The organism is Kribbella sp. NPDC003505 (genome assembly GCF_040610875.1).
GTDB lineage: Bacteria > Actinomycetota > Actinomycetes > Propionibacteriales > Kribbellaceae > Kribbella.
The window spans coordinates 113,919-138,106 of record NZ_JBEXNA010000016.1 but is presented as its reverse complement, the minus strand read 5'-3'; the positions used below and the strand labels follow the sequence as shown (position 1 = coordinate 138,106).

The window sequence follows — 24,188 nt, the reverse complement described above, 5'->3', positions numbered from 1 at the left end:
GTCGCCCGCGTGACCATCAAGTTGAACGACGCCGCTCACCGGCTCCTGGACGACGTGAATCCCGGCGTACTGGCCACGCTGAATCCTGACGGCAGTCCCCAGACTTCCGTCGTCTGGGTCGGCCGGGACGGTGACGACCTGCTGATCTCATCAGCAGCCGGCCGCCGCAAGGTCACCAACATGCAGCGCGACGGCCGGGTCAGCCTGACGGTCTACGACCGCTCCAACCCGTTGCGGTACCTGGAGGTGCGCGGTACCGCGACGGTGGCCGAGGATCCCGGCCGGAGGCTGGCCGTCACGCTGGCCGAGCAGTACGAGGGCCCTGGCTCCGGAGCCGAGTACCTGGAGCTGCCACCGGAGGTGGTGCGGATGGTCGTCCGCATCACCCCGCAGCGGCTGGTCGGCACCTTCTCCGACTGATCACTGGGCAACTACGTCGAACACGCTCGATAGTTGGGGAATGGCGAATCCTCCCCTCGACGCGCGCGCCCTGGAAGCCTCGCTGCGGCCGCATGGCGAGTCCGTCATGCTGCCGCGGGCGGCGTACGTCGATCCGGAGGTGCTCGCCTGGGAACGCCGGCACTTCTTCGCCGGCACCTGGACCTGCCTCGGCCGCGTCGACGAACTCTCCGACGGTACGACGTACCGCGAGGTGACCGTCGGCGACATCGCGACCGTCATCACGTTCGGGGACGTGCCGCGGGCGTTCGCCAACGTGTGCAGGCATCGCGGACACGAGCTGCTGCAGCGCGCGGAGTCGGGCAGCCGGCCCGCCCTGGTGTGTCCGTACCACGGCTGGTCGTACGAGCTGGACGGCTCGGTGAAGGCCGCGCCCCGGATGGGCGACGCCTTCGACACCGAACCGTATGGTCTGGTCGAGCTGCCGACCGAGGTGTGGCACGGCTGGCTGTTCGTGAACGCGACCGGTACGGCGGCGTCGTTCGCGGACCATCTCGGCGGGATCACCGACCTCGTGGCGCCGTACGCGCCGGAAACCCTGGTCCTGAAGGCGCGGCACGCGTACGACGTGGCGGCGAACTGGAAGACCATCGTGGAGAACTACCACGAGTGCTACCACTGCCCGCTGATCCATCCCGAGCTGTGCAAGGTGTCGCCGCCGACGTCGGGCGACAACTGGAACCTGCCCGGCGCGTGGGTCGGCGGGCTGATGGACCTGCGACCGGACGCCGAGACGATGTCGCTCGACGGCCGGTCGCTCGGGGTACCGATCGACGGGGTCAACCCGCGGCAGGTCAACTACCTCGGGCTGTTCCCGAACCTGCTGATCTCACTGCACCCCGACTACGTCATGACCCATCGGCTCGAGCCGCGCGCACCGGGCCTGACCGCGATCGAGTGCTCGTGGTACTTCCGGCCCGAGGTGCGCGATCCGTCGTACGCCGTGGAGTTCTGGGACATCACCAACCGCGAGGACTGGGCCGCCTGCGCGTCGGTGCAGCGCGGCGCGGAGTCCCCGCACTTCCGTCCCGGACCGCTGGCGCCCGCGGAGGACGCCGTCTACCAATGGGTGACGATGCTCGCCCGCGGATACCTCGGCAAGTCGCTCAGTAGCCCAGCGTGAAACGGCGCTGGTTGTGGGCCGCGGTCTCGGCCTCGTCGACCAGGGCGACGGCGTAGTCCTCGGCGGAGATGTGGTCACCGACCGGCTCGTCCTGGCCGAGCCGGAAGACGCCGGTGCGTTCGCCCGGGGCGATCACGAACGCCGGGGAGAGCATGGTCCAGTTCACGTCGCTGGCGCGCAGGTTCTCGAGTGCCCGCGAGACGGTCAGCGACTCGCCCTTGTACTCGGCCGGGAAGTCCGGCCCGTCCACCACCCGGTTGCCGTCGACAACCAGGCTGCCGGCGCCGCCGACGACGAGCAGCCGGGTCGCCGTCCCCCGCACCGCGGCGATCAGGTTGTCGACCGCGTCCAGGTAGTCCTGGTGGTCGCCGCCGGTCCGGCTCGGCCCGATCGCCGCGACCAGCACATCCGAGTCCGCCGCCAGCTCCTTGGCCGCGGCCACGTCGTTCGCGCTCGCCTGCACCGCGCGGACGCCGTCCGGCACCTCGCCGCCCGAGCGCGTGACGCCGGCCACCTCGTGACCGCGACTCACCGCCTCGGCCGCTACCCGGCTGCCGACCATCCCACTCGCGCCGAACACCGCGATCTTCATCTCTGCTCCTTGTCCGTTGACCTGCGGCCAACGGTATCCATTGGTAACTGGCTACTTCAACGTGCTATAAGTACCTTGTGGTAACCAAAGGCAACGCGTTCGACCCGAACTGCCCGACCCGCGCGATCCTGGACCGGATCGGCGACAAGTGGACGGTGCTCGTGGTGCTGAGCCTGCGCGCCGGCCCGCTGCGGTTCACCGAGCTCCGCGACGGCATCGGCCGGGTCGCGCCGAAGGTCCTCACCCAGACCCTGCGCCGGATGGAGCGCGACGGCCTGATCACCCGCGAGGTCTACCCGGAGATCCCGCCGCGCGTGGTCTACACGCTGACCCCGATGGGCGCCTCCCTGACCGCACCGATCGCCGCCGTCACGGACTGGGCCGAGACGCACATGCCCGCGATCACCAAGGCCCAGCAGCGGTACGACGAGTCCGCCTGAGATCATCCACCTCGCCACTCAACCTTTCCTTCTGGTCGGGCCATCTCAAGGCTGACCGAGTTGAGTGAGATGGGGGTTGGAATGGATCCAGGACGCGACCACGAATTCGCCGAGTTCGTGGACGGGCGGTTCACCGCGCTGCAGAGGTTCGGGTATCTGCTGACCGGTGAATGGCACCTGGCCGAGGACCTGGTGCAGACCGCGCTGACCAAGGTGTGGTTCCACCGGAACTCGTTGCGCAGCAGCAGCGCTCTGGAGAGCTACACCCGGACCGTGATGGTGAACACCAGCACGCAGTGGTGGCGCCGGAAGTGGCGCGGCGAGACACCGACCGAGCAGCTGCCCGAACCGCAGGCCCGCGAGCAGTACGGCTCGGTCGACGACCGGGACCTGTTGCTGCGGGCACTCGCCGGGCTCCCCCGCCGGACCCGCGCGACGCTCGTCCTGCGGTACTTCGAGGACCTGCCGGAGGCCGAGATCGCGCAGATCATGGGCTGCTCGGTCGGCACCGTGAAGTCGAACGTCTCGCGTGGACTGGCCAAACTCCGCGAACACCACCTGGTGGCCGCCGTTTCCGCTCCGGCCCAGAAGGAGGGCTGACGCATGACCGATGATCTCAAGCAGCAGTTCGAACGCCTCGTCGCCGACCCGCCGCCGCTCAGCGCGCGGCCGAGCGAATCCGTGTTCGCCCGGGTCCGTACGGCGCGCCGCCGTCGTACCGCCGGCGTCGTGACCCTGGCGGCGGCCGCGGTCGTCGCCGTCGCCGTTGCCGCGGGCAACCTCACGGACTTCAACAGCGCCCCGCCGGTGACCAACACCCCGAGCCCACCGGCGACGGTCGTCACCGGCTCACCCACCACGACACCGACGAGCACCCCGACCAGCACACCGCCCGCCGCACCGGGCACCACCGCTACGGGACCAACGACATCGGGTGTGACCGGGGCAGCGCGAACGACGACCACCCCGCCGCCAATCGCCGGCCATACCTCCAACACACCGGATGCCCCGGCGCTCGGCGTGCAGGTCACGCTGAAGCCGACCGTTCAGGGCCGGACCCTGACCATGAAGGTGACCGTGTCGGGAACCGAGTTGGTGCCGACGGATCTCATCAACCACCGGCCGCTCTCGACCTCGCAGAGCGGTTTCGTCGACCTTCTGGGTGGGACGCAGTACTTCTTCGGCGACGGCGGCCAGAGCGGCTCCGATGCCGGCGCGGTGGACTGCCTGAGCGGCACGAAGCCTACGACCGGACGGCAGACCTACACACTGCAGGACGGATCCACGCCGCCCAGCACCCACACGTACGCGAGGGCAGGCACCTACACCTTCAAGTACACGGTCCGCTACTGCGGCACCGACGGCTGGGTGCCGGTGACGAAATCCACGAAGGTGACGATCAAGTAGGTCAGATGGTCCAGGCGTGGTCGGAGGTGCCGGTGGTGGGGAGGCCGGCCGCCTTCAGGTCGGTGCGGAGGTCGCGCGGGAGAGCGAACGTCAGGCTCTCCTCCGCGGTCGTGACCTCCTGGACCTCGCCGTACCCGCGCTCGGCCAGCCAGCGCAGGACATCGCGGACGAGCACCTCCGGCACGCTCGCACCACTGCTCACGCCGACCGAGTCGACGCCCGCCAGCCAGGCCTCGTCGATCTCGTCGGCGAAGTCGACCAGGTAGCCGGCCTTCGCGCCGTGCTCGATCGCGACCTCGACCAGGCGCACCGAGTTCGACGAGTTGCGGGAGCCGACGACGAGCATCAGGTCCGCCTCGGGCGCCAGCTTCTTGACCGCGGCCTGGCGGTTCTGGGTGGCGTAGCAGATGTCGTCGCTCGGCGGGTCCTGCAGGTGCGGGAACCGCTCGCGCAGGCGCCGGACCGTCTCCATCGTCTCGTCCACGGACAGCGTGGTCTGGGACAGCCAGACGACCTTCTCGGGGTCCCGGACGGTGACGTTCGGCACATCGTCGGGGCCGTCGACCAGGTGCACGTGGTCGGGCGCCTCGCCGGAGGTGCCGATGACCTCCTCGTGGCCCTCGTGGCCGATCAGCAGGATGTCGTAGTCGGTCGCGGCGAACCGCTTCGCCTCGTGGTGCACCTTGGTGACCAGCGGGCAGGTCGCATCGATCGTCTTCAACTGCCGCGCGGCCGCCTCCTCGTGCACCACCGGGGCGACCCCGTGTGCGGAGAAGATCACCGTCTCGCCCTCGGGCACCTCGGCGGTCTCGTCGACGAAGATCGCGCCCCGCTTCTGCAGCGTCTGCACGACGTACTTGTTGTGCACGATCTCCTTGCGCACGTACACCGGCGGCCCGTACAGGTCGAGGGCCTTCTCCACCGCCACCACGGCTCGGTCGACGCCCGCGCAGTACCCACGGGGCGCCGCAAGCAGCACCCGCTTGGTCTTGGTCGCGGTCGTCGTACCGGTGTCGTCAGGCTGGGAAGTCACGGTCCCCATGGTACGGGCCGCCTCGAACGGCTCCTGATGCGCGCCGGATTTACATCGGGGAGCCGCCCGCCCTGTCCGGACGGCTCCTCCGTGGGAGGTGTTACCGATGAGTCAAGAATGCCCCGGAAACACCTACCCCGCAAAGGATTTTCCGGCCGCCCAGGCACGCAGCGCCGCGAAGTCGGCGTCGGTGAGCCCGACCCGCGCATCGACCGGTCGGATCAGCTGATGCGCAGCGGGGAACCGGACGTTCTCGGCCTCCCCCACCTCGTCGTCCACCCAGGCGAACGGCCGACCGCCCACCCAGTCCGCGACGTACGGCGTCTTCCACGAACCGCGCCGGACCGACGTGCGATCTGGCCACAGGATCGTCGGAAGATCCGACGGAAGCCCGAGCAACGGCGACAGCAGACGATTCGCGCCGTGCTCCCAGCTGGTCGCCCAGACCAGGTCGAACCTGCCGGCGAGCGCCGCCAGCTCGGCGCCGTGGCGCGGATTGATCAGCACGCGCCAGGTCTTCTCGCCCTCGACGACCTCCCGCGGCTGGTAGCCCGGTGGCGCCTGCTCCGCGCGGTGCGGATTGAGGGGGCCGTCGAAATCCAGCAGCAGGAGGGGGCGCATTACTCAACGTTAGGGAATGTCGGTGCGGGGTCGTAGGGTCTGGGAGTGGCTTTGGAGACCTCGCCGGAAGCGCCGGCGGCCGTGCGCACGATCGCGAACGGGATCGCGAGCTGGATCAACCAGCTCGGTGCCGTGTGGGTCGAGGGGCAGCTGACGGATGTCTCGATCGGCCGCGGTACGACGACGGTGTTCGGCACCCTGCGGGACACCGACGCGGACATCTCGCTGCGCTTCACCTGCAACCGGCGGGTGTTCGAGACCGTCGACGTCCGGGACGGTTCGCGGGTGCTGGTGCACGCCAAGCCGAACTTCTTCGCCCGCCGCGGCACGCTCGCGCTCGCGGTCAGCGAGATCCGGCACGTCGGCATCGGCGAGCTACTGGCCCGGATCGAGCGGCTCAAGCAACTGCTCGGCGCCGAGGGTCTCTTCGAGCCGTACCGGAAGAAGAAACTGCCGTTCCTGCCGCACACGATCGGGCTGATCTGCGGGCGCGACTCGGCGGCCGAGCGCGACGTGCTGGAGAACGCCAAGCGCCGCTGGCCGGCGGTCGCGTTCCGGATCGAGTATGCGTCGGTCCAGGGCCCGTCGGCGGCCGGCGAGGTGATGACCGCGCTGCGGAAGCTCGACGCGGACGAGTCGGTCGAGGTGATCGTGATCGCCCGCGGCGGCGGATCCCTGGAGGATCTGCTGCCGTTCTCCGACGAGGGCCTGATCCGCGCGGTGTCCAAGACGGGCACGCCGGTGGTGAGCGCGATCGGGCACGAGCCGGACTCACCGCTGCTCGACCTGGTCGCGGACCTGCGGGCGTCGACGCCGACCGACGCGGCCAAGCGCATCGTCCCCGACGTGCGGGAGGAGCTGGACGGCGTGCGGCTGCTGCGCGAGCGCGGCCTGCGGGCGATCCGGTCCTGGCTGGATCGCGAGTCGCACGCGCTGGCGGCGATCCGGTCGCGGCCGGCGCTCGCCGCGCCCGTCACGGACCTGCAGCGGCGCGCGGACGAGATCGCGGCCCTGGTCGAGCGCAACCGGCGGACGCTCACGCATCGGCTCGATCGCGCGAGCGACGACATCGCGCACCGGTTGGCGAGTGTGCGGGCGCTGTCCCCGAAGGCGACGCTCGAGCGCGGGTATTCCGTGCTGCAGCTGGCCGACGGGACCGCCGTGCGGGAAGTGGCGCAGGTGGCGCCGGGTGACCTGCTGCAGGCGCGGGTCAGTGACGGCCGCTTCGCGGTCGAAGTCAAGACGGAGGAAGACAAGTGAGCGGCGACCGACCCGAGATGACCTACGAGCAGGCCCGCGAGGAACTCGTCGACGTGGTCCGCAAGCTCGAAGCCGGCGGCACCAGCCTGGAGGAGTCGCTGGCGCTGTGGGAGCGCGGCGAGGAGCTCGCCGGCACGTGCCAGCGCTGGCTCGACGGCGCCCGCGAGCGCCTCACCAAGGCCCAAGCCGCCCACGAAGAGAAGCCGAACTGACCGGCCGGGCAATGCCCGCGCCGGGTGGGGAGATGGTGGTGCGGGCGGCTCGTCGTGGCGATCTGTTGGGGGCTGCTGAGGCTCGGGTGGCGAGCTGGCGGGGTGCTTTCGGCGGGCTGGTTCCGCAGGACTTTCTCGACGCCATGGACCCGGCTTCAATCGCCGCATCCTGGGCCGACAGTCTTGCCGCCGGCCGGTCCCGGATTCACGTGGCGGCGGCCGGCGGGCGGGTGATCGGGTACGCCGGCGTCGGCCCGGAGCGTGATCAGGCAGCGCCGCCGGGCACGGGCGAGCTGTACGCGCTCTTCGTCCACCCCGACCACTGGGGAACAGGCGCCGGCCGCGCCCTGACTGACGCCGCGTGCGCCGACCTCCGCGCCGCGGGCTGCACCGTCGTCCAGCTGTGGGTGCTCGAGGCAAACATCCGCGCCCGCCGCTTCTACACCCGCTACGGCTTCACCGAGACAGCTGACCGGACGCACTCCTCGCTGGCCAACCTGCCCGAGATCAGGTTGACAGCAAGCCTGTAGCCACCGCCCGAAGGCCGGCCTTCATCCGGTCGAGCTCGTACCCCTGCTCGCGAAGGGCGTTGTGCAGGTCGGCCGCCAGCGGCGCGAGCAGCACATGCGCCGTGTAGTCCGCGTCCAGGTCCGGGCGGGCGGACTCGATCAGGTGGGACAGGTGGCGGTGCCACAGATGGTACGAACCGATGCGGTAGCGCGCGCCGTCCGAGGCGTTCTCGCTGTCCATGAACAGCGCGACATGCCGGTCGAGCAGATCCAGGTAGGCGTCGAGGAAGGCCGTCACCCGGAGCACCGGTGACGTGCCCGGCCCGAGCGGCGGCGGGCCGCTGATGATCTTCGCCTGCAGCTCCTGCTCGCGCTCGTCGAGCAGCGCGACCGCCAGCCCCGCGCGGTCGCCGAACCGGCGGAACACCGTCCCCTTCCCCACACCCGCCTCCGCGGCGATCGCGTCCAGCGAGACGTTCTTCACCCCGTGCTCGGTGAACAAGCGCTCGGCGGCCTCCAGCACGCGGAGCCGGTTGCGGCGCGCGTCGGCCCGTTCCGGCCGTGGCTCCCCCACGACCGGAAGACTCCGTTGTGAAGCGGACTGCGGTCCGGTATTGTCGTCCATAAGACGGACTGTAGTCCGCTAAAGACCCTGGAGGAAGCAGACATGACCAACACGCACGCCCGGATCGCGATCGCCTACCACTCGGGCTACGGGCACACCGCGAAGCAGGCCGAGGCGGTGGCCGCCGGCGCCGCGTCGGTTCCGGGCACCGTGACCGACCTCGTGCCGTTGGACGAGCTGACCGAGCAGGTGTGGGAGCGGCTGACCGCGGCGGACGCGATCGTCTTCGGCGCGCCGACGTACATGGGGAGCCCGAGCTGGGTGTTCAAGAAGTTCGCCGAGGAGAGCGTGCGGATCTGGGCGGCAGACCTCGCCTGGCGGGACAAGATCGCGGCCGGATTCACCAACTCCAAGGCGATGTCCGGCGACAAGCTCAACAGCCTGGTCGACCTGGCCGTGTTCGCCGCGCAGCACGGGATGATCTGGGTCGGCCTGGACGTCTACCCGGGCTGGGCGGAGAGCACCGCAAGCATCGAGGACCTCAACCGGCTCGGCAGCTGGCTGGGCGCGATGGCCCAGTCCGACGCGGACCTGTCCGCGGAGAAGGCGCCGCCGGCGACCGACCTGCGGACCGCGGCCGCGCTCGGCGCGCGGGTCGCCACCGTCACCCACCGGCACCTGAGAGGAGCACTGGCGGCCTGATGGCATGGCTCATCCTGCTCGCCGCGGCGGCGTTCGAGATCGCGTTCGCGCTCAGCCTGAAACCGAGCGAGGGCTTCAGCCGCCTGTGGCCGACGCTCGGCGTGCTCGTGTTCGGCGTGATCTCGGTCGCCCTGCTGGCCAAGACCCTCGACCGCCTCCCGGTCGGCACGGCGTACGCGATCTGGACCGGGATCGGCTCCGTCGGCGTGGTCACCCTCGGCATCGTGCTGTTCCACGAGCCGATCACACCCGTCCGGCTGGCCTGCATCGCGCTCATCGTCACCGGCGTCGTCGGCCTCCGCCTGGCCGGCGCCGACTGACCCGACCGGCCGGGCAGGGCTACTGGGAGCTGGCGGGCGCCGTGAGCAGGGCACGCCGGCGGAGGTGATACGCGAAGACCGCGGCTCCCAGCAGCGGACCCCAGACCGGGAAGGGAAAGATCAGAACGGTCAGCGCGAGGCTCGCGATGCCGCCGTCGCTCTCGAGGCTCGACAGCAGCAGGCCCGGGCCGGCCATCGTGGCCGCGGCGGCGACCAAGCTGCCCGGCACGACAGCCAGAGCCGGGGGCACGGTCCTCCCACCGACGAACGGCAGCCGGCGCGGGAACACTTCGCCCCAGCGGCTGATGAGTCCTAGTGTCAGCGTGCAACCGACCAGCGCGGCGACGCCCAGGAAGGCGCCCTGCATCCTGATCTCCGGCCGATCCATGTCGGCGCGCAGATCGAGAGGCCAGGGCGTCAGCCACAGCAACCGCAGACACGCGTACGGTAGCGGACACGCAGCGGCGGCGAGGGTCGCGACCCGACCCCAGCGACGGACGGCGTCGGGGCGGGTGAAGGCAGGCGGCCCCGCCCCGCGGCTCCAGCCGATCAACCGCGCGGTGACCCATCCCCAGGTCACCGCCATGCCGGCCATCAGCAGGCCCCAGCCCAGGCGGGTGCCGAACGACGCGAAGCTGTGCGACACATTGGACCAGAAGGTCGTCACCACCGTGAGGTCGATCGCCCCGGTGCGCGATCCGACGATGCCGATGGCAACAGTCACCCCGGCGATCAGGAATCCCGCGGTGCTGCGACGGAGGCAGGCGGCGACCACCGCCACGACGACGAGAGCCGGTCCGGCGAAGGCGACGGCGTACCCGAGCAGGCTCATCACCGAGGCATCGGTCATGACGAGCCCGAAGAACAGTGTCTGTACCAGCGCGGCGAGCAGAGCCGCCCGATCGGTGAGCCGCGTTCGCCGGGCCGACGCTCCGGCGAGCAGCAGTGCCCCAAAGGCAGCGGAGGCGACAAGCAGGGTGCCGGCCGTGGAGTACTCGATGCGGTGGGTCACGGAGACCGTGACACGGTCCTCGGACCCGAAGGGGTACAGGTCGGGGCGGGTGAGCCACAGCGTCCCGACGCCGCCCGCGCCGAGCGTGGCCAGCAGTGCTGCCGGACGCCAGGACGGGCTGCTGACACACCTTGTGGAGATGGGATTCCTCATGATGCGCATCAGCCAACCAGCGGCTGTCCGCGGCGGCCATCTGCCGAACGGCGGATCTTTCAGCGCACACCGCGGTACGACGGAGGCGGCTCGGCGGAATCCACGACCGGGAACGGCAGCGGTTGGCGGGCCAGGAACGCGGCCACGAGTTCGCCGTACGCGTCGGGCTTCTCGATGTAGGCCTGGTGCCCCGCGTCCGGAAGGACGACCACCTGCGCCTGTGGGGCGAGTCGAGCATTGGCGGTGACAGCACTCCACGGCAGGTAGTCACAGGCAGGCTTGATGATGAGTACTGGTACGGAGATCCTCGGCGGGGCAGTGCCGTCGGACAGCGGTGACGTGTCGGCCGCGAGCGCCTGGTGGGCGTAGTACCCGACGCCCGTCACTCCCAGACGGTCGGCGAGGTTCGGGTCGCAGAAGAGCCCGGGCGTCGTACGCCGGTAGATGGCGGAGAAGCGAGCATCCATCTCCCGGTCGCCGGCGGCGGCGTGCGCCACTCGGAGGTCGACGCTGCTGAGGCCGTAGGTGAAGCGGTTTCGCGGCCGTATCAGGTAGCTGTACAGCCGTAGCCGCTGGGGGCCGTCGAGGCGTCCGGCCGGATCACCGATGCTTTGCGGGCTCGCGGTCGGGCCGGCCGGTGCTGCGGGAGCGCTGAGGACGACCGCGGACAGCCGGTCCGGATGGGCCACCGCGTACTTGGTGACCAGGCGAGCGCCCCACGAATGACCCAGCAGCGTCACCTTCCGCGCTCCGGTCGCCGCGATCACGCGCTCGAGGTCCTGCAGCGCGCGGCGATCCGTATAGCCGAGCGGGTCGTCGAGGCGGCTGGAGCTGCCGGCGCCGAGTTGGTCGTACACGTAGACGTCGCGGTGGATCGCGAGCCTGGCCAGGGCGGCCACGTCGTGACTGAGATCGGCCACAGCCGGACCGCCGTGCACGACGACCAGGGGCGGCTCGGTCGCCGAGGGAGCCCGCGTCACGTGCAGTGTCAGCCGAGTCCCGCCGGTCGACGTGATGACTGTCGCCCCTGGAACGATCGGCGGGGTCACCGTGGCCGAGTGCGGCCAGATCCAGGTCAGGCATGCGAGCAATGCGACCGCGGAGGTCGCCAGGGCGCGCCGGTACCGCGCTCGGCGATCAGGCGCCCTCCTCTGGCGCAGGGCGGTTACCAGAACGGGAATCGCCGCTGCGGTCACGATCGCCGTGCCGACGGCGACCGGCCACTGACCGCCGAGGGCCACGGAAAGCAGCGTCGCACCTGCGGCCAGAGCGGAGACGAGGATCCCGCCGAGGAGGACGCCCGCTCCGAGTCTCGTCGTTCTTGGTGGCATTCCCCGAGCGGCCGTCATCGCTCCAGCATCCAGGCTGCCAGGGCCGCGGCTGTGACTGTTCCGACGTTGTCGTCCATGGCCCCAGTGGATCAGCAACCGGCCGGTCCGAGGTATCGCCCGTTCGGTGGGAGCGGGTGCAGGTGCAGTCTCGGCGTACCTTGTCAGCTATGCGGGCACGTGGGGTTCTCGGAGTCGTTGCCGCCACGGCGGCCGTGCCGGTGGCCGGGCTGCTGTCCCCGGCGCTCGGCTTCGCGAACGCCGTTCCTACGGCGGTCGCCGGCTGTCTGGCCGTTGCCGTCGTGGTGAGCTGGCCTGCGGCACGCACCTGGGTCGCGTGGCCGGGAGCACTCGCGGCCGCGACGTCACTCGCGGCGACCGGGTGGATTCTCGTGGCCTACGGCGCGCGCCCGGGTACGGCCGGCGTGGCAGGGCTCGAGATGGCAGGGCTTCTCGTCCTCCTCGGGTTGACGGCCAGGTGGGCCCCGCCGCTGACCGCCGTCCTGGTCTCGGCAGCCCTCGGCATTGCCGCATCCGCCTGGATCCTGCGGTTCCTGCCGGAGGCCGACGTGCTGACCACTGTCGGCGGGCTCTTCATGTGGTCCTTCGGTGCTGTTGTCGCGGCGGTCGCCGGCAGCTATCCGCGGCTCGCCGCGGCCAGACTCCGGCAGTCCGTGGCATCGGCGCGGAACAGCCAACGGCTGCAACTCGCCCACGACCTGCACGACTTCATCGCCCACGACGTGACCGGGATGGTCGCGCAGGCACAAGCGGCACGGTTCGCGGCGGCGGACGATCCGGTCGCGATGCGCACCGCGCTGGAGCGGATCGAGATCACCGGCCGGGAAGCTCTGGGGGCGATGGACGCGATCCTCGACATGCTGCGCGACGATACCGACCGGGAGCTCGGAGTCCGCGCGGTCGGCGTGAAGGGACTGCCCGCCATCGTCGACAGCTTCCGGCGCGAGCGCCGCGACCGGTCGGTGATCCTGACTGCGGACGCAGCGGTGCTGACGCGGCTCGCTCCCGAGATTCAGCTGGCGGCGACCCGCGTCGTCGTCGAGGGCCTGACCAACGTACGGCGGCACGCCGCGAGCGCGCGCCTGGTCACGGTGACGGTCGAGCCCTGCTCGGCCGACGTGCTCACGGTGCGGGTGGCGAACGATCGGCCCCGGAGAGGCCTGCCGTCGTTCGTCCGGAGAACCGCCGGAGGCACCGGCCTGGCCGCCCTCGCGGAACGGGTACGGCGTCTCGGAGGCCGCCTCGACGGTGGCGCGGACGACAGCGGGGGCTGGGTGCTGCACTGCGAGTTGCCGCTGACGACCGACGGCTGATCACTCCTGCGGGGGGCGATGATCGGGCGCAATCCACCGGACGGGGGATGCGGCGCCGAAGCCGGCCGGTATTGGCTGGTGACGGCAACACCACCGCGTGACATCGATCCCCGGGAGACCAGCCATGTTGATCACCGCCCGGTCGTACGCCGAGTACGCGGCGATGTTCGACCTCGACGAGCTGCCCGCGCGGATCCTCGATTGTTGCGCCGGTGGTTCGAGCTTCGCCGCCGAGGCGAACCGGGCGGGAGCCGAGACCGTCGCGGTGGACCCCGTCTACAGCCTGCCGGAGGACGAACTCGCCGACGCGCTGCGGCAGGCCGTCCGGGACACGCACCGGATCAATGCGGACCACGCCGGCGAGTTCGTGTGGACCTGGTACGGATCACCGGCCGAGCGTGACGAGATGCGGGCCGAGGCCGCCGAGGCCTTCCTTGCGGACAAGCGCCGGCGACCGGAACGCTACGTCGCGGCCGCCCTGCCTGACCTGCCGTTCGAGAGCGGACGTTTCGATCTGGCGCTGTGTTCGCACCTGTTGTTCACCTGGGCCGGTCAGTTCGGTCCCACGTGGCATGTCGAGGCACTGCGGGAATTGCTTCGCGTCTGCGCCGGCGAGGTCCGGGTCTTCCCGCTCGTACTTCAGGGGACCGGACGGCCCGTGGAGTTCCTGCCGGAGGTGCTCGAACAGCTCGACGCACGCTCGGAGGTCCGCGAGGTCAACTACGAGCTGCAGCGTGGCGCGAACCAGATGCTCGTGCTGAGCAAGCGCGGATGACCAGACCACTCCGGTGTGCCTGCGGCGTGGCCGCGGGACAGCCGTGGCGAACGCGTGACGCGCTCTACAGCCCGGCGTCCTTCACCGGTGGACTCCTGTGGGCCGCGGCCGGTGCCGCCCTGACGGTCGCCGGACACCGGTCGATCGGCCCCGTTGTGCTGGGATGCACCGCGCTGCTCGTCGCGATCTGTCTGCCTCTCCAAGCGATCAGAGGACATCGGCGGTGGTGTCTCGTACGGCGCTGGCTGTGGTTCGCGCTCGCGGCTCAGGGTCTGCCGCTGCGCATCGCCTACTGGCTGAATTTCTGAGCCCTGGAACGAAGGAGACCGATGGTGGCTCAGGGCAAGATCCGGGTGGTGATCGCGGATGACCAGGCGGACATCCGCAGCGCGTTCCGGATGATCCTCGACTCGCAACCCGACATGGTGGTGACCGGTGAGGCCGCCGATGGCGCGGCGGCCCTCGCGGTGGCACGGCAACTGCGCCCCGACGTCATGCTGATGGACATCAGGATGCCCCGGATGGACGGCCTCGACGTGAGCGGACGGCTGTTGGGCGACCCACGGACGGCCGGCATCCGGATCATCGTGGTCACCACCTTCGACCTGGACGAGTACGTCCGGACCGCGCTGGCGCTGGGTGCGTGCGGCTTCCTCCTCAAGCGCTCCGGGCCGGGGTTGCTGATCGAGAGCATTCGGGCGGCGATGAGCGGCGACATGCTGATCAGCCCGCAACTCACGGTCCGCCTGCTGAGCCACCTGAGCGAGCCGCCGGCCACAGCGCCGGACGCTCGGATCCTCAGTCCGCGCGAGGTCGAGATCGCCCGGCACGTCGCCCGCGGACAGACGAACAGCGAGATCGCGGCGGAACTGTTCATCTCGGCAGGGACGGTCAAGACCCATCTGGCCAACATCGCCGGCAAGCTCGAGATCCGCAACCGGGTCGGCATCGCGGCCTGGGCCTGGGAAAACGGCGTCGCCGACCCCAGCGAGTGCCGCTACCCGGCGAGGGGATGATCGCGGTAGCGGTAGTAATAGCCGACGAGAGCCAAGGCAATGGCGAGGCCCCACAGCGGGAACAGCAGCCAGCCCAACCCACCCGCTCCCCAATACGCCCAGCCGTCGAGTGGCAGCCCCCAGCGTCATCGGCAACCACATCGGCACCTGCCGATGGCCGATCACCGGCATCCAGCCAGGGAAGACTTCCTGGATCTGTAGCTCAAAGGGGTGGCCGACGGCACCTTCGAGAGCCGTCCGCCGGCCGGAGTCACGGTCGGTCGATGAGCTGGGCCGAGCAGGTGGGGCGGGTGCGGTGTGCGTACGACGTACAGGCGATCGCGAGGCCGGCGCCCCAGCCGGTGTAGGCGAGGATTTCCAGCGCTCCGCCGGTCTTGCCCAGCAGGACCGCAGTGAGGCCGCCGATCCCGAAGTACAGGCAGAGTCCGATGCTCATCGTCCAGCCCGGAATCAGCAGCAGCCGGCGAGGCACCGGCCGGCCGGCGACCGGGCCGAGCCACCGCGGCCAGTACTGTCCCCAGCGCTGGATCAGCGCCAGCGGCAGAACGGTTCCCGCGGCCACCATCAGCAGGACGAAGACCAGGAAGCCTGGCGGACCGCCGAGACCGCGGCCGGCGATCCACTCGCGCACCGCCGGGATCATCCGGATCACGAAGCAGGTGAGCGCGAAGTACGCCCCGACGCGGCCCCGGCGCCAGGCCTCGCCGTTATCCGGTGCCGCGTGGTTCCGGCCGCACTCCAGGCACGCGTGGCGCAGACCGCGGGCGACCGGGACGACCGCGGTCGCCATACCCAGCGCACTCGCCGTCCCGATCGCCTCGAGAACCGTCGCCCCGAGCTCCCTGCCGCTGATCGGTTCGCCGAAGGGAACCGTCACCAGTTGCGCCAGGTGGGGCCAGAGGAGCAGGCAGTAGGCCGCCAGCGCGGCGCATCCCAGACTCGTCGCGCACACCGCCAGGGTCCGGGTGCTTTTCCGTGGTGCCTGGAGGAAGAAGTAGCCGAGGGCGGCCAGGCCTGCCGGGATCGCACCGAGCCACACCGGGCCGACCACCGACTCGATGCGGACGAAAGCGGGCGGGCCGGTCAGGGACCACGTCAGATGTGCGATCGCAGAGGCGATGCCGACGACCGCCGCGACGAGCGAGTATCGCGCTGTCACCGCTGGAAGAGTGCGCCGGACCGGCTCGTCCCGCGAGGGAAACTGGACCTGGTGCTCGTTGTCTGCCATAGCCCGCTCAGCATCCTGCCCGGACGACGCCGCACACCATCGGTCGATCGGCAGATCGGCGTCGTGCCCGCAGCAGATGCTCTGAGCGGCCCGTGGACCGCAGCGCAGCCCGGACTCGGCCGTTCGGCGGATACCGAGCGGTACCCCGCCGTGTTTGGGTGGGTCTGTGGTCGACCGTCGCACGGCATCGCCGCCCTCCGCGCTCCTCCTGCCGGTGCGGCTGCCCTCCTCCGGCGACGGTCGACCGCCGGACGCTGAGCTGCAGCTACGGACGACGCGGGCAGGCCCGAGACCCGGCTCAGTAGGCGGCGCGTCGGTGCACGCCTTCGGTCACCTGACGGGGGTAGGCGTCGAGCGGGAGGTCCTCCCCCGGTCCACCGCCCGAGGACAGCAGTTGGCGGTACGACGACCAGCTGGTGGCGCGGGGTGGGATGTTGCCGATGGCATCGACTCTGGTGACCGGGTGGGCGCCGGCTGCGATCGGTTCCCACAGGTCGGCGTCGCTGCGCAGGCCGCGGAGTTCGCCGAAGAGTTCGCGGCCGAACCAGCACGGGTAGCTCTCGCCGTCGTCGTACCGGCAGACGCCGATCGGGGTCGCGGCCTCGGCGACCAGTGACCAGACGGTGGCCGAGGTGATGCCGGGCTGGTCACCGGCCAGCACGACGATCCCGTCGGCCCGCCGGTCGACCGCGTCGAGGGCCGGCACGATCGACGCGCTCCCGGTGTCGGAGTGCGGCGACTCGACCACCCGCACCCCGTCGAGGTCGACCCGGTCGTGGATCTGCTCCGACGCGCTGCCGAGCGTCACGACCAGTTGGTCGAACCCGCACTCCCGCGCGCCGTCGAGGGCGGCGCCGAACAGCGTGCCGCCGCGATAGTCCAGCAACTGCCAGGGCGCACCGAGATGCGGCGCGCTGTCGGCACCCAGCAAGAGCCCCGTGACGAACATCGGCGGGTCAACTCCCCACTCGGGACGGCGTGACCATGGAACGGCCCCTTCTGCTGTCCCCGAGTGTCCGCAAGCCGAGCTTCGATCGAACCGCTCGCCGACGGCGCATGTCAACGTGCGTCCGGAAAGTGGTCGGAAATGCCCGGAAAATGGGCATTCCCGCGGACCCGCCGGGCGGGCCGGAATCAGCGCAGCGCGGCAGCGAACGTTTCCAGGGCCGGATATCCGGCATTTCCGGCGACGATCGTCGTCACCCCGGAACCCACCAGGATCAAGGCGTTCTCGTTCTTACGGTCGAGCAGCACCTTGCGCCGCCAGGTGACGCCGGCGACCGTCGCGGTGCCGTCGTCCGAGGTCCGGCCGAGCTTGTCGGCGACGAATTTCCCGCCGCTGACATTCGACTGCTCGAGACCGACGTATTTCTTCTCGGTCGTCACCACCCCGAGGTGCCAGGTGATCGGCGCCTGCTGCGGCGTACGGAATTCCACGCTGGTCGCGGTCCACCCGGACGGCATCGGCTCCGGGCCGCGCACCCAGGCCGCGGCCTTCCGGGCATCCTCCAACTGGGCCGTGTACGAGACGGCGTTGGGCTTCTCCTCGGTCTTCGGCCGCCAGGTCACGGTGATCAGGAACGCGACCACCGCGAGGCAGATCACCAGCGCGAAGACCATGTTCCCGACGGTCTGCGACTTGCGCTTGTCCCGCCGGTACGCCTGCCGGTACTCGTTCGCCTCGGCCTGGATCTGCGCCCGCTCCCGCGCCTTCTCCAGCGCCGCGGCGTCGTCGGAGGCTCCCTGACCTGTCGAACTCATGCCCACAGTGTCTCGCGACGCGCAATCCGCCCGAACACCGGCCGGGGGCGTTGGCTACGATCCGTTGACATGACCGACCCGACCACGCCACCTGCCCACTTGGAGGTCGAGGCGCACGCGCCCGACCGGAACCTCGCCCTCGAACTGGTCCGGGTCACCGAGGCCGCCGCGATGGCGGCCGGGCGCTGGGTCGGCCGCGGCGACAAGAACGGCGCCGACGGCGCGGCGGTGAACGCGATGCGTACGCTGATCGGCACTGTCGGTATGAACGGCGTCGTGGTGATCGGCGAGGGCGAGAAGGACAACGCCCCGATGCTCTACAACGGCGAGCAGGTCGGCTCCGGTGAAGGCCCGGAGTGCGACGTGGCGGTGGACCCGGTCGACGGTACGACGCTGGTCGCGAAGGGCATGGCCAACGGCATCGCGGTGATGGCGGTCGCGCCGCGGAACTCGATGTACGACCCGTCCGCGGTCTTCTACATGGAGAAGCTCGTGGTCGGTCCGGAGGCGGCCGAGGTGGTCGACATCCGGCTGCCGGTCGCGGAGAACATCCGCCGGGTCGCGAAGGCGAAGGGCAGCACCGTCGACGACGTCACGGTCGTGCTGCTGGATCGGCCGCGGCACGAGCAGCTGGCGACGCAGATCCGGGCCACCGGCGCGCGGATCAAGTTCATCTCCGACGGCGACGTGGCCGGCGCGGTCGAGGCGGCCCGGCCGGACACCGGTCTGGACATGCTGCTCGGTATCGGCGGTACGCCGGAAGGCATCATCGCCGCCTGCGCGATGAAGTGCCTGGGCGGGAAGATCCAGGGCAAGCTCTGGCCGCGCGACGACGCCGAGCGGCAGAAGGCGCTGGACGCCGGCCACGACCTGGAGCGGGTGCTCGACACCGACGACCTGGTCAGCGGCGACGACTGCTTCTTCGTCGCGACCGGGATCACCGACGGCGAGCTGCTCCGCGGCGTCCGCTACGGGCGCTCCACCGCGCGCACCCACTCGCTCGTGATGCGCTCGCGCAGCGGCACGATCCGCAGCATCGAGAGCGTCCACCAACTGGAGAAGCTGCGCGCCTACTCCGCCATCGACTTCGAGCACGCCCGATGAGCACACCCGTCCTCGTCATCGGCGAGGCTCTCGTGGACATCGTCGGCACCGCCGGGAAGTTCCGCAACGGCAACGGCAAGCCGAAGGCGATCCCCGGCGGGTTCGCCGCGAACGTCGCCGTCGGGCTGGCGCGGCTGGGCGTGCCGACCGAGCTCGTGGCGCGCTTCGGCACCGATCCGTACGGCGACCTGCTCGGCGCGCACCTGTTCGGCAACGGTGTCCAGCTCGCGCCCGGGACGGTCGATCCCGGCGTCCGGACGAGCACCGCGACCGCGACCCTGGATGCCGACGGGGTGGCGAGCTACAAGTTCGACATGACCTGGGATCCGCCGGCGCTGTCGCTGACCCGCGGCTGCCCGGCGATCCACACCGGGTCGATCGCGATGATGCTCGAGCCCGGGGCGACCGCGATCCGCGACTTCCTGAAGACGGTGGCCGACCAGCCCGTGACGGTCACGCTGGACCCGAACGCACGGCCGGCGATCACACCCGACCCCGTGCCGGCCTGGGCCGCCGTCCGCGAGCTCGCGGCCCTGTCCGACCTGGTGAAGCTGAGCGACGAGGACTGCGCGTTCTTCCGTCCTGGTGTCTCGCTCGACGACATCGCGGCGGAGCTGCTGACGGCCGAGCGGACGCAGTGCGTGGTGATCACCCGCGGCGGCAGCGGCGCGCTGGGCGTCGGCCGGGGCCTGCGGGTCGAGGTTCCCGCGCCGCCGATCGAGGTGGTCGACACCGTGGGCGCCGGCGACTCGCTGATGGCCGCGCTGATCACCGGGCTGCTCGCGCGCGGGCTGCTCGGCGGGCGGCGGCTGGCCGGGATGACCGCCGACGAGCTGCGGGAGGTCGTGGACTACGCGGTGAAGGCGGCGGCGATCACCTGCACCCGCCACGGCGCCGACCCGCCGACCGCGGCCGAGCACACGGAGAAGTGGGGTTCCTGAGGGTGTCCGCCGAAGCGTGGACCTCCGAACTGGAGTCCAACGGCAGTGTGGATTTCCGGCCGCGCCGCGGCCGGCTCGCCGTGCGCCTGGCCGGGTTCGGCCTGCTGATGGTGCTGTCGGCGTGGACGAACATCGACCACCTGCGCGCGGACGGCGTCTCGGGCGCACTCGGCGTCCTGCGGCTGACCGCGCTCGCGGCGTTCGTCTACGGCACCGGTCTGACCGCGTGGCAGCTGATCACGAACCGCCCGGTCATCACGGTCGACGCCGAGGGCATCACCAGGGGCCGCAGCCTGCGGTGGTCGGGCATCACCAGCATCGACGAGCCCGCCGGCTGGCCGTTGGCGCGCGCAATCCAGGTCAACCCGGCCGACCGGCGTACCCGGCCGATCTCGATCCCGCAGGACAACGTCGAGGACCTGGACGCCCTCACCCCCTGGCTGCGCTCACTCCACGAACGCCATCTAGCCGACTGAGCTCCGTACGGCGCTGAGGTGCTCGCGGGCACGGGCCGCCGCCAGGTCCGGGTCCTTGGCGCGAATGGCGTCGGCGATCGCCTCGTGGGCGGCCTGGTCGTGGCGGTGCCGGTGCTCCTCGTCGAGTTTGAGCATGTCGATCATCGCCCGCCGGATCCGCGGCACGAACGTGTCGAAGAGCTCGGTCAGTACGGCGTTGTGCGCGGCCGTCACGACCGCGCGATGGAACGCGAGGTCGGCCTCGATGTACCAGTCGTCGGGCGCGTTCACGGCCGCCCGTTTCCGGTCCGCGAGCGTGTAGCGGAAGTTCTTCAGGTCCGCCGGCGTCCGGCGCGACGCGGCCAGCCGGGCAGCCTCGGTCTCGATCGCGAGCCGGCCCTCCAGGACGTCGGTGATGTCCGCCTTGCGCAGGACCTTGTCCCAGTCCTCGGCGGCCTGCAGCGCGATCACGAACACGCCCGCGCCCTGGCGGCTCTCCAGCACCCGGCGGCCGGCCAGCTCCCGCACCGCCTCGCGGATCGTGGACCGGCCGACGCCGAGCTGCGCGGCCAGTGTGGTCTCACCGGGAAGCTTGGCACCGAGCGCCCACTCACCCCTTCCGATCCGGCGCAAGAGCTCCTCGGCGGCCTGCTCGGCGAGCGGGTGACGGCGAATCATGCGGGTCAGTCTAGAGGGAGCTGAGTTGTCAGCTTGTCTGAGGAGTTGATAGCGTGCTCGGCATGCGCTCGCTTCCGCGTCTCGTCCTCCTCCTCGGCCGCCACGGCGGGAGCTGATTCGACCGGCGCTCCCTCCGTGGAGTGCAGTCGTCCGCCGGTCCTCCCCGGACTCGTTGGAAGGACCCACGCATGAACCGTCAGCAACCCTCCCCCATGCCCAGCCATCGGTACCGCGACATCTTCGCCAGGGTCCCGGTCGCGCCGGTCGACCGCACCTGGCCCGACCGCCGGATCACACAGGCGCCGCTCTGGGTGCCGGTCGACCTGCGGGACGGCAACCAGGCCCTGGCCGACCCGATGGATCCCGAGCGCAAGCGCCGGTTCTTCGAGCTGATGGTTGCCATCGGCTACAAGGAGATCGAGGTCGGCTACCCGTCCGCCTCGCAGACCGACTTCGACTTCGTCCGGCTGCTGGCGGAGTCGGATCTCGTCCCGCCGGACGTCACGATCGTGGTCTTCACCCCCGCCCGTAAGGACCTGATCGAGCGGACCGTCGAGTCCGTCGCGGGAATGCGCGGCGATGTCGTCATCCACATGTACGCCGCCACCGCGCCGGTGTGGCGCGACGTCGTCCTGCGGAAGTCGCGCGACGAGCTGGCGTCGATGATCTACGCCGGCTCGGAGGAGATCCTGCGGCTGGCCGGGGACTCCGTGCGGTTCCAGTTCTCGCCCGAGGTGTACAACCTGACCGAGCCGGACTATGTGCTCGAGCTGGCCGACCACCTCACCAAGCAGTGGGACGCGACACCGGAGCGGCCGGTGATCCTGAACCTGCCCGCGACGGTCGAGGCCGCGACGCCGAACGTGTACGCCGACCAGATCGAGTACATGCACCAGAACCTGCCGCGTCGCGACGGCGTCATCCTGTCGGTGCATCCGCACAACGACCGCGGCACCGGGATCGCGTGCGCGGAGCTGGCGGTGCTGGCCGGGGCCGAACGCGTCGAGGGCTGCGTCTTCGGCAACGGCGAACGCACCGGGAACGTCGACATCGCCACGCTCGCGCTCAACCTGCACGCCCAGGGCGTCGACCCGATGATCGACTTCTCCGACATCGACGGGATCCGTTCGGTGGTGGAGTACTGCACGCGGATGCCGATCCACCCGCGGCACCCGTACGTCGGCGAGCTCGTCTACACGGCCTTCTCCGGGACCCATCAGGACGCGATCCGGAAGGGGTTCGCCGTTCAGGGCCCCGGTGCGTGGGAGGTTCCCTACCTGCCGATCGACCCGGCCGATGTCGGGCGCGGGTACGAGGCCGTCGTCCGGGTGAACAGCCAGTCCGGGAAGGGCGGGATCGCCCACGTGCTGGAGTCTGTGTACGGCGTCCACCTGTCGCCGGAGCAGGAGCGGGAGTTCGCGCGGCACGTGCAGCGGCACACCGAGGCGACCGGGCGGGAAGCGAGTGCGGAGGAGTTGAAGGCGTTGTACGAGGAGGTCTACGGGTGCTCGAACTGAAGGACGTCGACTTCGTCCGGGACGGCAAGCCGTTGCTGTCCGGGGTGTCGCTGACCGCGGGCGAAGGTGAGCGGTGGGCGCTGCTCGGGCCGAACGGCGCGGGCAAGAGCACGCTGCTCGGCCTGTGCGGCGCGGTCACGCACCCGACCCGCGGCACGGTCGAGATCCTCGGACGCCGGCTCGGCACGGTCGACATCCGTACCCTGCGCGAGTCCATCGGGCACGTGAATCCACGGCACCCGCTGCGGTCGCCGTTGAGCATCCGGGACGTCGTCCTGACCGGGCTCACCGGAACGATCGAGCGGATGCCTCGGTGGCAGCCCGCTCCCGCGCAGGAAGCCCGTGCCCTGGAGCTGATCGACCTGCTCGGGATCGGCGCGCTGGCCGGTTCGCCGTGGACCACGCTGTCGCAGGGTGAGCGTGGCCGGGCGCTGATCGCCCGCGCGCTGATCTCGGATCCGCGGTTGCTGCTGCTGGACGAGCCGTCGACCGGCCTGGACGTCGCCGCGCGCGAGCAGTTGCTGGAGACCCTCGACCAGATCCACCGCAGCCACCCGCACCTGGCGTGGGTCCTGGTGACCCATCACCTCGAGGAGCTTCCGACCTGTACGACGCACGCCGCACTGCTCCGCGACGGCCGGGTCCTGGCCGCGGGGCCGGCTGACGACGTACTGACGACGGATCGCATCTCGCAGACGTTCGACCATCCGATCGAGATCAACCGCCACGACGGGCGCTGGACCGCCACCGCCCGACGAGGTACCCAACACCACTGAGCACCCCGAGCCCGGCGCAAACCCCGGAGAGCCACAGCCAGAACACGGCGTCCTCCCGCGCCGACTCAACCGCCCAGACAGCACGAGCCTTCCCCGGCTCGGCGACGACGTACTCGACAGGTACGACGTCGCCGAGCCGGAAGATGTCGTCGCCGGCATCCCGGTCCGTCTCGAACGAGTGGTCGGCGCCGCCGACGGAGTACCGGATGTCCACCGTGCCCGAACCCTTGTCGAGCAACCTCGGCTCATGGATCGCCACGACGGTTCCGTCCGTGATCGCGGTCGGTCCGTCCGCCGACGCGGCCGCGCTCCGCGCATGCAGACCCAGCGCTCCGAAAGGGATCGCGACCAGCACGAAGAACAGCACCAGGCTGCCGGGCACCAGCGGCTCCCCGCGCCGCCGCCATCCAGTACCTTCCCGCCCTGACGACGCGGCGGCGTGCCGCCCGGAGGGCGCGGCGCTGGCCCGCCCGGAAGGCGCGGAGGCGGCCGGCTTCGTGCCTGTCGCCACCTCGGACGGTGTTACGCCGCGGACCCAGAGAATGCCGACGACGACAACCATCAGCACCAAGTACGCCACCACCGTGGCGAGCCCGATCATGCCGCCGACGAACGCCGCGTCCTCAGCCGGCCGGCCGGTTGCGAGGGCGACGACAGCGCCGACGCCGGCGCCGAGTGCGGCGACGAGCAGCATGGCCAGCAAGGCTCCGATGCCGAACAGCGACGAGCCGGAATCGGCCAGCGCGTAGGCCGCCGCGGGACCACGGACGAACGCCCAGGTCAGCGCCCCGCGAAGTCGCCGCATGCGCCAAGTGTGGTGCATTACAGTTGGTTCTGCTCCGGGGGTGGAGTTGTGAGGGCGGGGGC

The 24,188-nt window shown here is 70.7% G+C and carries 30 protein-coding genes; 19 read left to right on the top strand and 11 right to left on the bottom strand.

The window, feature by feature from the left end; genetic code table 11:
• Positions 1-9: 9 nt before the first annotated feature.
• On the top strand, positions 10-420 hold the full coding sequence (locus ABZX12_RS38945; RefSeq protein WP_355700489.1) for a PPOX class F420-dependent oxidoreductase: 411 nt from the start codon (positions 10-12) through the stop codon (positions 418-420).
• Between the two features lie 40 nt (positions 421-460).
• Positions 461-1,582: an aromatic ring-hydroxylating dioxygenase subunit alpha gene (locus ABZX12_RS38940; protein ID WP_355700488.1), complete on the top strand. Its 1,122-nt coding sequence runs from the start codon at positions 461-463 to the stop codon at positions 1,580-1,582.
• Here the strand turns inward: ABZX12_RS38940 and ABZX12_RS38935 are convergent.
• Positions 1,566-2,174 (bottom strand): NAD(P)H-binding protein, encoded by a 609-nt coding sequence (locus tag ABZX12_RS38935; protein WP_355700487.1) that lies wholly within the window; start codon positions 2,172-2,174, stop codon positions 1,566-1,568. The genes ABZX12_RS38940 and ABZX12_RS38935 overlap by 17 nt on opposite strands.
• A gap of 77 nt (positions 2,175-2,251) precedes the next feature.
• Here ABZX12_RS38935 and ABZX12_RS38930 point away from each other — a divergent pair, with 77 nt between their 5' ends.
• The 3 genes from ABZX12_RS38930 (at position 2,252) to ABZX12_RS38920 (ending at position 4,021) form a co-directional block, all read left to right on the top strand.
• On the top strand, positions 2,252-2,614 hold the full coding sequence (locus ABZX12_RS38930) for a helix-turn-helix domain-containing protein (protein WP_355700486.1): 363 nt from the start codon (positions 2,252-2,254) through the stop codon (positions 2,612-2,614).
• Positions 2,615-2,695: 81 nt separating this feature from the next.
• Positions 2,696-3,214 (top strand): SigE family RNA polymerase sigma factor, encoded by a 519-nt coding sequence (locus tag ABZX12_RS38925; RefSeq protein ID WP_131334628.1) that lies wholly within the window; start codon positions 2,696-2,698, stop codon positions 3,212-3,214.
• 3 nt (positions 3,215-3,217) lie between these two features.
• Positions 3,218-4,021, top strand: coding sequence for a hypothetical protein (locus ABZX12_RS38920; RefSeq protein WP_355700485.1), 804 nt, complete (start codon positions 3,218-3,220; stop codon positions 4,019-4,021).
• A 1-nt stretch (position 4,022) separates the two neighbouring features.
• Here the strand turns inward: ABZX12_RS38920 and ABZX12_RS38915 are convergent, their stop codons facing one another.
• Both ABZX12_RS38915 and ABZX12_RS38910 read right to left on the bottom strand, forming a co-directional pair.
• Complete coding sequence (locus ABZX12_RS38915) at positions 4,023-5,063, bottom strand: 4-hydroxy-3-methylbut-2-enyl diphosphate reductase (RefSeq protein ID WP_355700484.1); 1,041 nt, start codon at positions 5,061-5,063, stop codon at positions 4,023-4,025.
• A 123-nt stretch (positions 5,064-5,186) separates the two neighbouring features.
• On the bottom strand, positions 5,187-5,675 hold the full coding sequence (locus ABZX12_RS38910) for an HAD domain-containing protein (protein WP_355700483.1): 489 nt from the start codon (positions 5,673-5,675) through the stop codon (positions 5,187-5,189).
• Positions 5,676-5,720: 45 nt separating this feature from the next.
• Between ABZX12_RS38910 and xseA the strand changes: the two genes are divergently transcribed.
• The 3 genes from xseA to ABZX12_RS38895 all read left to right on the top strand — a co-directional run bounded on the left by xseA (position 5,721) and on the right by ABZX12_RS38895 (position 7,677).
• On the top strand, positions 5,721-6,935 hold the full coding sequence (xseA, locus tag ABZX12_RS38905) for an exodeoxyribonuclease VII large subunit (RefSeq protein ID WP_355700482.1): 1,215 nt from the start codon (positions 5,721-5,723) through the stop codon (positions 6,933-6,935).
• Between the two features lie 17 nt (positions 6,936-6,952).
• The gene (locus tag ABZX12_RS38900; RefSeq protein WP_355700517.1) at positions 6,953-7,147 is read left to right on the top strand and encodes an exodeoxyribonuclease VII small subunit; all 195 of its coding nucleotides are present in this window, start codon (positions 6,953-6,955) and stop codon (positions 7,145-7,147) included.
• A 143-nt stretch (positions 7,148-7,290) separates the two neighbouring features.
• The gene (locus ABZX12_RS38895; RefSeq protein WP_355700481.1) at positions 7,291-7,677 is read left to right on the top strand and encodes a GNAT family N-acetyltransferase; all 387 of its coding nucleotides are present in this window, start codon (positions 7,291-7,293) and stop codon (positions 7,675-7,677) included.
• Here ABZX12_RS38895 and ABZX12_RS38890 read toward each other — a convergent pair.
• The gene (locus ABZX12_RS38890; RefSeq protein ID WP_355700480.1) at positions 7,655-8,230 is read right to left on the bottom strand and encodes a TetR/AcrR family transcriptional regulator; all 576 of its coding nucleotides are present in this window, start codon (positions 8,228-8,230) and stop codon (positions 7,655-7,657) included. The genes ABZX12_RS38895 and ABZX12_RS38890 overlap by 23 nt on opposite strands.
• Positions 8,231-8,323: 93 nt before the next feature.
• On the opposite strand from ABZX12_RS38890, the gene ABZX12_RS38885 reads away from it, so the two are divergent.
• Together ABZX12_RS38885 and ABZX12_RS38880 are read left to right on the top strand one after the other, a co-directional pair.
• Positions 8,324-8,923, top strand: coding sequence for a flavodoxin domain-containing protein (locus ABZX12_RS38885; protein ID WP_355700479.1), 600 nt, complete (start codon positions 8,324-8,326; stop codon positions 8,921-8,923).
• Positions 8,923-9,243: a multidrug efflux SMR transporter gene (locus ABZX12_RS38880; RefSeq protein ID WP_355700478.1), complete on the top strand. Its 321-nt coding sequence runs from the start codon at positions 8,923-8,925 to the stop codon at positions 9,241-9,243. Before ABZX12_RS38885 ends, ABZX12_RS38880 begins: the two co-directional genes overlap by 1 nt.
• A 19-nt stretch (positions 9,244-9,262) precedes the next feature.
• Here the strand turns inward: ABZX12_RS38880 and ABZX12_RS38875 are convergent, their stop codons facing one another.
• A complete protein-coding gene (locus ABZX12_RS38875) occupies positions 9,263-10,408 on the bottom strand; it encodes a hypothetical protein (RefSeq protein WP_355700477.1) in 1,146 nt (381 codons plus the stop codon).
• Between the two features lie 59 nt (positions 10,409-10,467).
• Positions 10,468-11,757: an alpha/beta hydrolase gene (locus tag ABZX12_RS38870; protein WP_355700476.1), complete on the bottom strand. Its 1,290-nt coding sequence runs from the start codon at positions 11,755-11,757 to the stop codon at positions 10,468-10,470.
• 149 nt (positions 11,758-11,906) lie between these two features.
• On the opposite strand from ABZX12_RS38870, the gene ABZX12_RS38865 reads away from it, so the two are divergent.
• The 4 genes from ABZX12_RS38865 (at position 11,907) to ABZX12_RS38850 (ending at position 14,861) form a co-directional block, all read left to right on the top strand.
• Positions 11,907-13,070, top strand: a complete 1,164-nt coding sequence (locus ABZX12_RS38865) for a histidine kinase (RefSeq protein ID WP_355700475.1) — start codon at positions 11,907-11,909, stop codon at positions 13,068-13,070.
• A gap of 124 nt (positions 13,071-13,194) precedes the next feature.
• Positions 13,195-13,845, top strand: a complete 651-nt coding sequence (locus ABZX12_RS38860) for a methyltransferase domain-containing protein (RefSeq protein WP_355700474.1) — start codon at positions 13,195-13,197, stop codon at positions 13,843-13,845.
• Positions 13,842-14,153: a hypothetical protein gene (locus ABZX12_RS38855; RefSeq protein ID WP_355700473.1), complete on the top strand. Its 312-nt coding sequence runs from the start codon at positions 13,842-13,844 to the stop codon at positions 14,151-14,153. Before ABZX12_RS38860 ends, ABZX12_RS38855 begins: the two co-directional genes overlap by 4 nt.
• A gap of 21 nt (positions 14,154-14,174) precedes the next feature.
• The gene (locus tag ABZX12_RS38850) at positions 14,175-14,861 is read left to right on the top strand and encodes a response regulator transcription factor (RefSeq protein WP_355700472.1); all 687 of its coding nucleotides are present in this window, start codon (positions 14,175-14,177) and stop codon (positions 14,859-14,861) included.
• Positions 14,862-15,111: 250 nt separating this feature from the next.
• Here the strand turns inward: ABZX12_RS38850 and ABZX12_RS38845 are convergent, their stop codons facing one another.
• From ABZX12_RS38845 to ABZX12_RS38835, 3 genes are all read right to left on the bottom strand, one after another.
• Positions 15,112-16,020, bottom strand: a complete 909-nt coding sequence (locus ABZX12_RS38845; RefSeq protein WP_355700471.1) for a hypothetical protein — start codon at positions 16,018-16,020, stop codon at positions 15,112-15,114.
• 367 nt (positions 16,021-16,387) lie between these two features.
• The gene (locus ABZX12_RS38840; RefSeq protein WP_355700470.1) at positions 16,388-17,038 is read right to left on the bottom strand and encodes an NTP transferase domain-containing protein; all 651 of its coding nucleotides are present in this window, start codon (positions 17,036-17,038) and stop codon (positions 16,388-16,390) included.
• 185 nt (positions 17,039-17,223) lie between these two features.
• On the bottom strand, positions 17,224-17,850 hold the full coding sequence (locus tag ABZX12_RS38835) for a DUF4245 domain-containing protein (protein ID WP_355700469.1): 627 nt from the start codon (positions 17,848-17,850) through the stop codon (positions 17,224-17,226).
• A 69-nt stretch (positions 17,851-17,919) separates the two neighbouring features.
• Between ABZX12_RS38835 and glpX the strand changes: the two genes are divergently transcribed.
• From glpX to ABZX12_RS38820, 3 genes are read left to right on the top strand one after another with little or no spacing between them, the layout of a single operon-like run.
• Entirely contained in the window at positions 17,920-18,954 is a 1,035-nt protein-coding gene (gene glpX, locus ABZX12_RS38830; RefSeq protein WP_355700468.1) for a class II fructose-bisphosphatase, read from the top strand.
• On the top strand, positions 18,951-19,895 hold the full coding sequence (locus tag ABZX12_RS38825; RefSeq protein WP_355700467.1) for a carbohydrate kinase: 945 nt from the start codon (positions 18,951-18,953) through the stop codon (positions 19,893-19,895). Before glpX ends, ABZX12_RS38825 begins: the two co-directional genes overlap by 4 nt.
• 2 nt (positions 19,896-19,897) lie before the next feature.
• On the top strand, positions 19,898-20,371 hold the full coding sequence (locus ABZX12_RS38820) for a hypothetical protein (protein ID WP_355700466.1): 474 nt from the start codon (positions 19,898-19,900) through the stop codon (positions 20,369-20,371).
• Here the strand turns inward: ABZX12_RS38820 and ABZX12_RS38815 are convergent.
• The gene (locus ABZX12_RS38815) at positions 20,360-21,028 is read right to left on the bottom strand and encodes a FadR/GntR family transcriptional regulator (protein ID WP_355700465.1); all 669 of its coding nucleotides are present in this window, start codon (positions 21,026-21,028) and stop codon (positions 20,360-20,362) included. The genes ABZX12_RS38820 and ABZX12_RS38815 overlap by 12 nt on opposite strands.
• Positions 21,029-21,216: 188 nt before the next feature.
• Between ABZX12_RS38815 and ABZX12_RS38810 the strand changes: the two genes are divergently transcribed.
• On the top strand, positions 21,217-22,545 hold the full coding sequence (locus ABZX12_RS38810; RefSeq protein WP_355700464.1) for a 2-isopropylmalate synthase: 1,329 nt from the start codon (positions 21,217-21,219) through the stop codon (positions 22,543-22,545).
• Positions 22,533-23,321 (top strand): ATP-binding cassette domain-containing protein, encoded by a 789-nt coding sequence (locus tag ABZX12_RS38805; RefSeq protein WP_355700463.1) that lies wholly within the window; start codon positions 22,533-22,535, stop codon positions 23,319-23,321. The genes ABZX12_RS38810 and ABZX12_RS38805 overlap by 13 nt, the downstream gene beginning before the upstream one ends.
• Here the strand turns inward: ABZX12_RS38805 and ABZX12_RS38800 are convergent.
• Positions 23,263-24,126: a hypothetical protein gene (locus tag ABZX12_RS38800; RefSeq protein ID WP_355700462.1), complete on the bottom strand. Its 864-nt coding sequence runs from the start codon at positions 24,124-24,126 to the stop codon at positions 23,263-23,265. The genes ABZX12_RS38805 and ABZX12_RS38800 overlap by 59 nt on opposite strands.
• Positions 24,127-24,188: the final 62 nt, after the last annotated feature.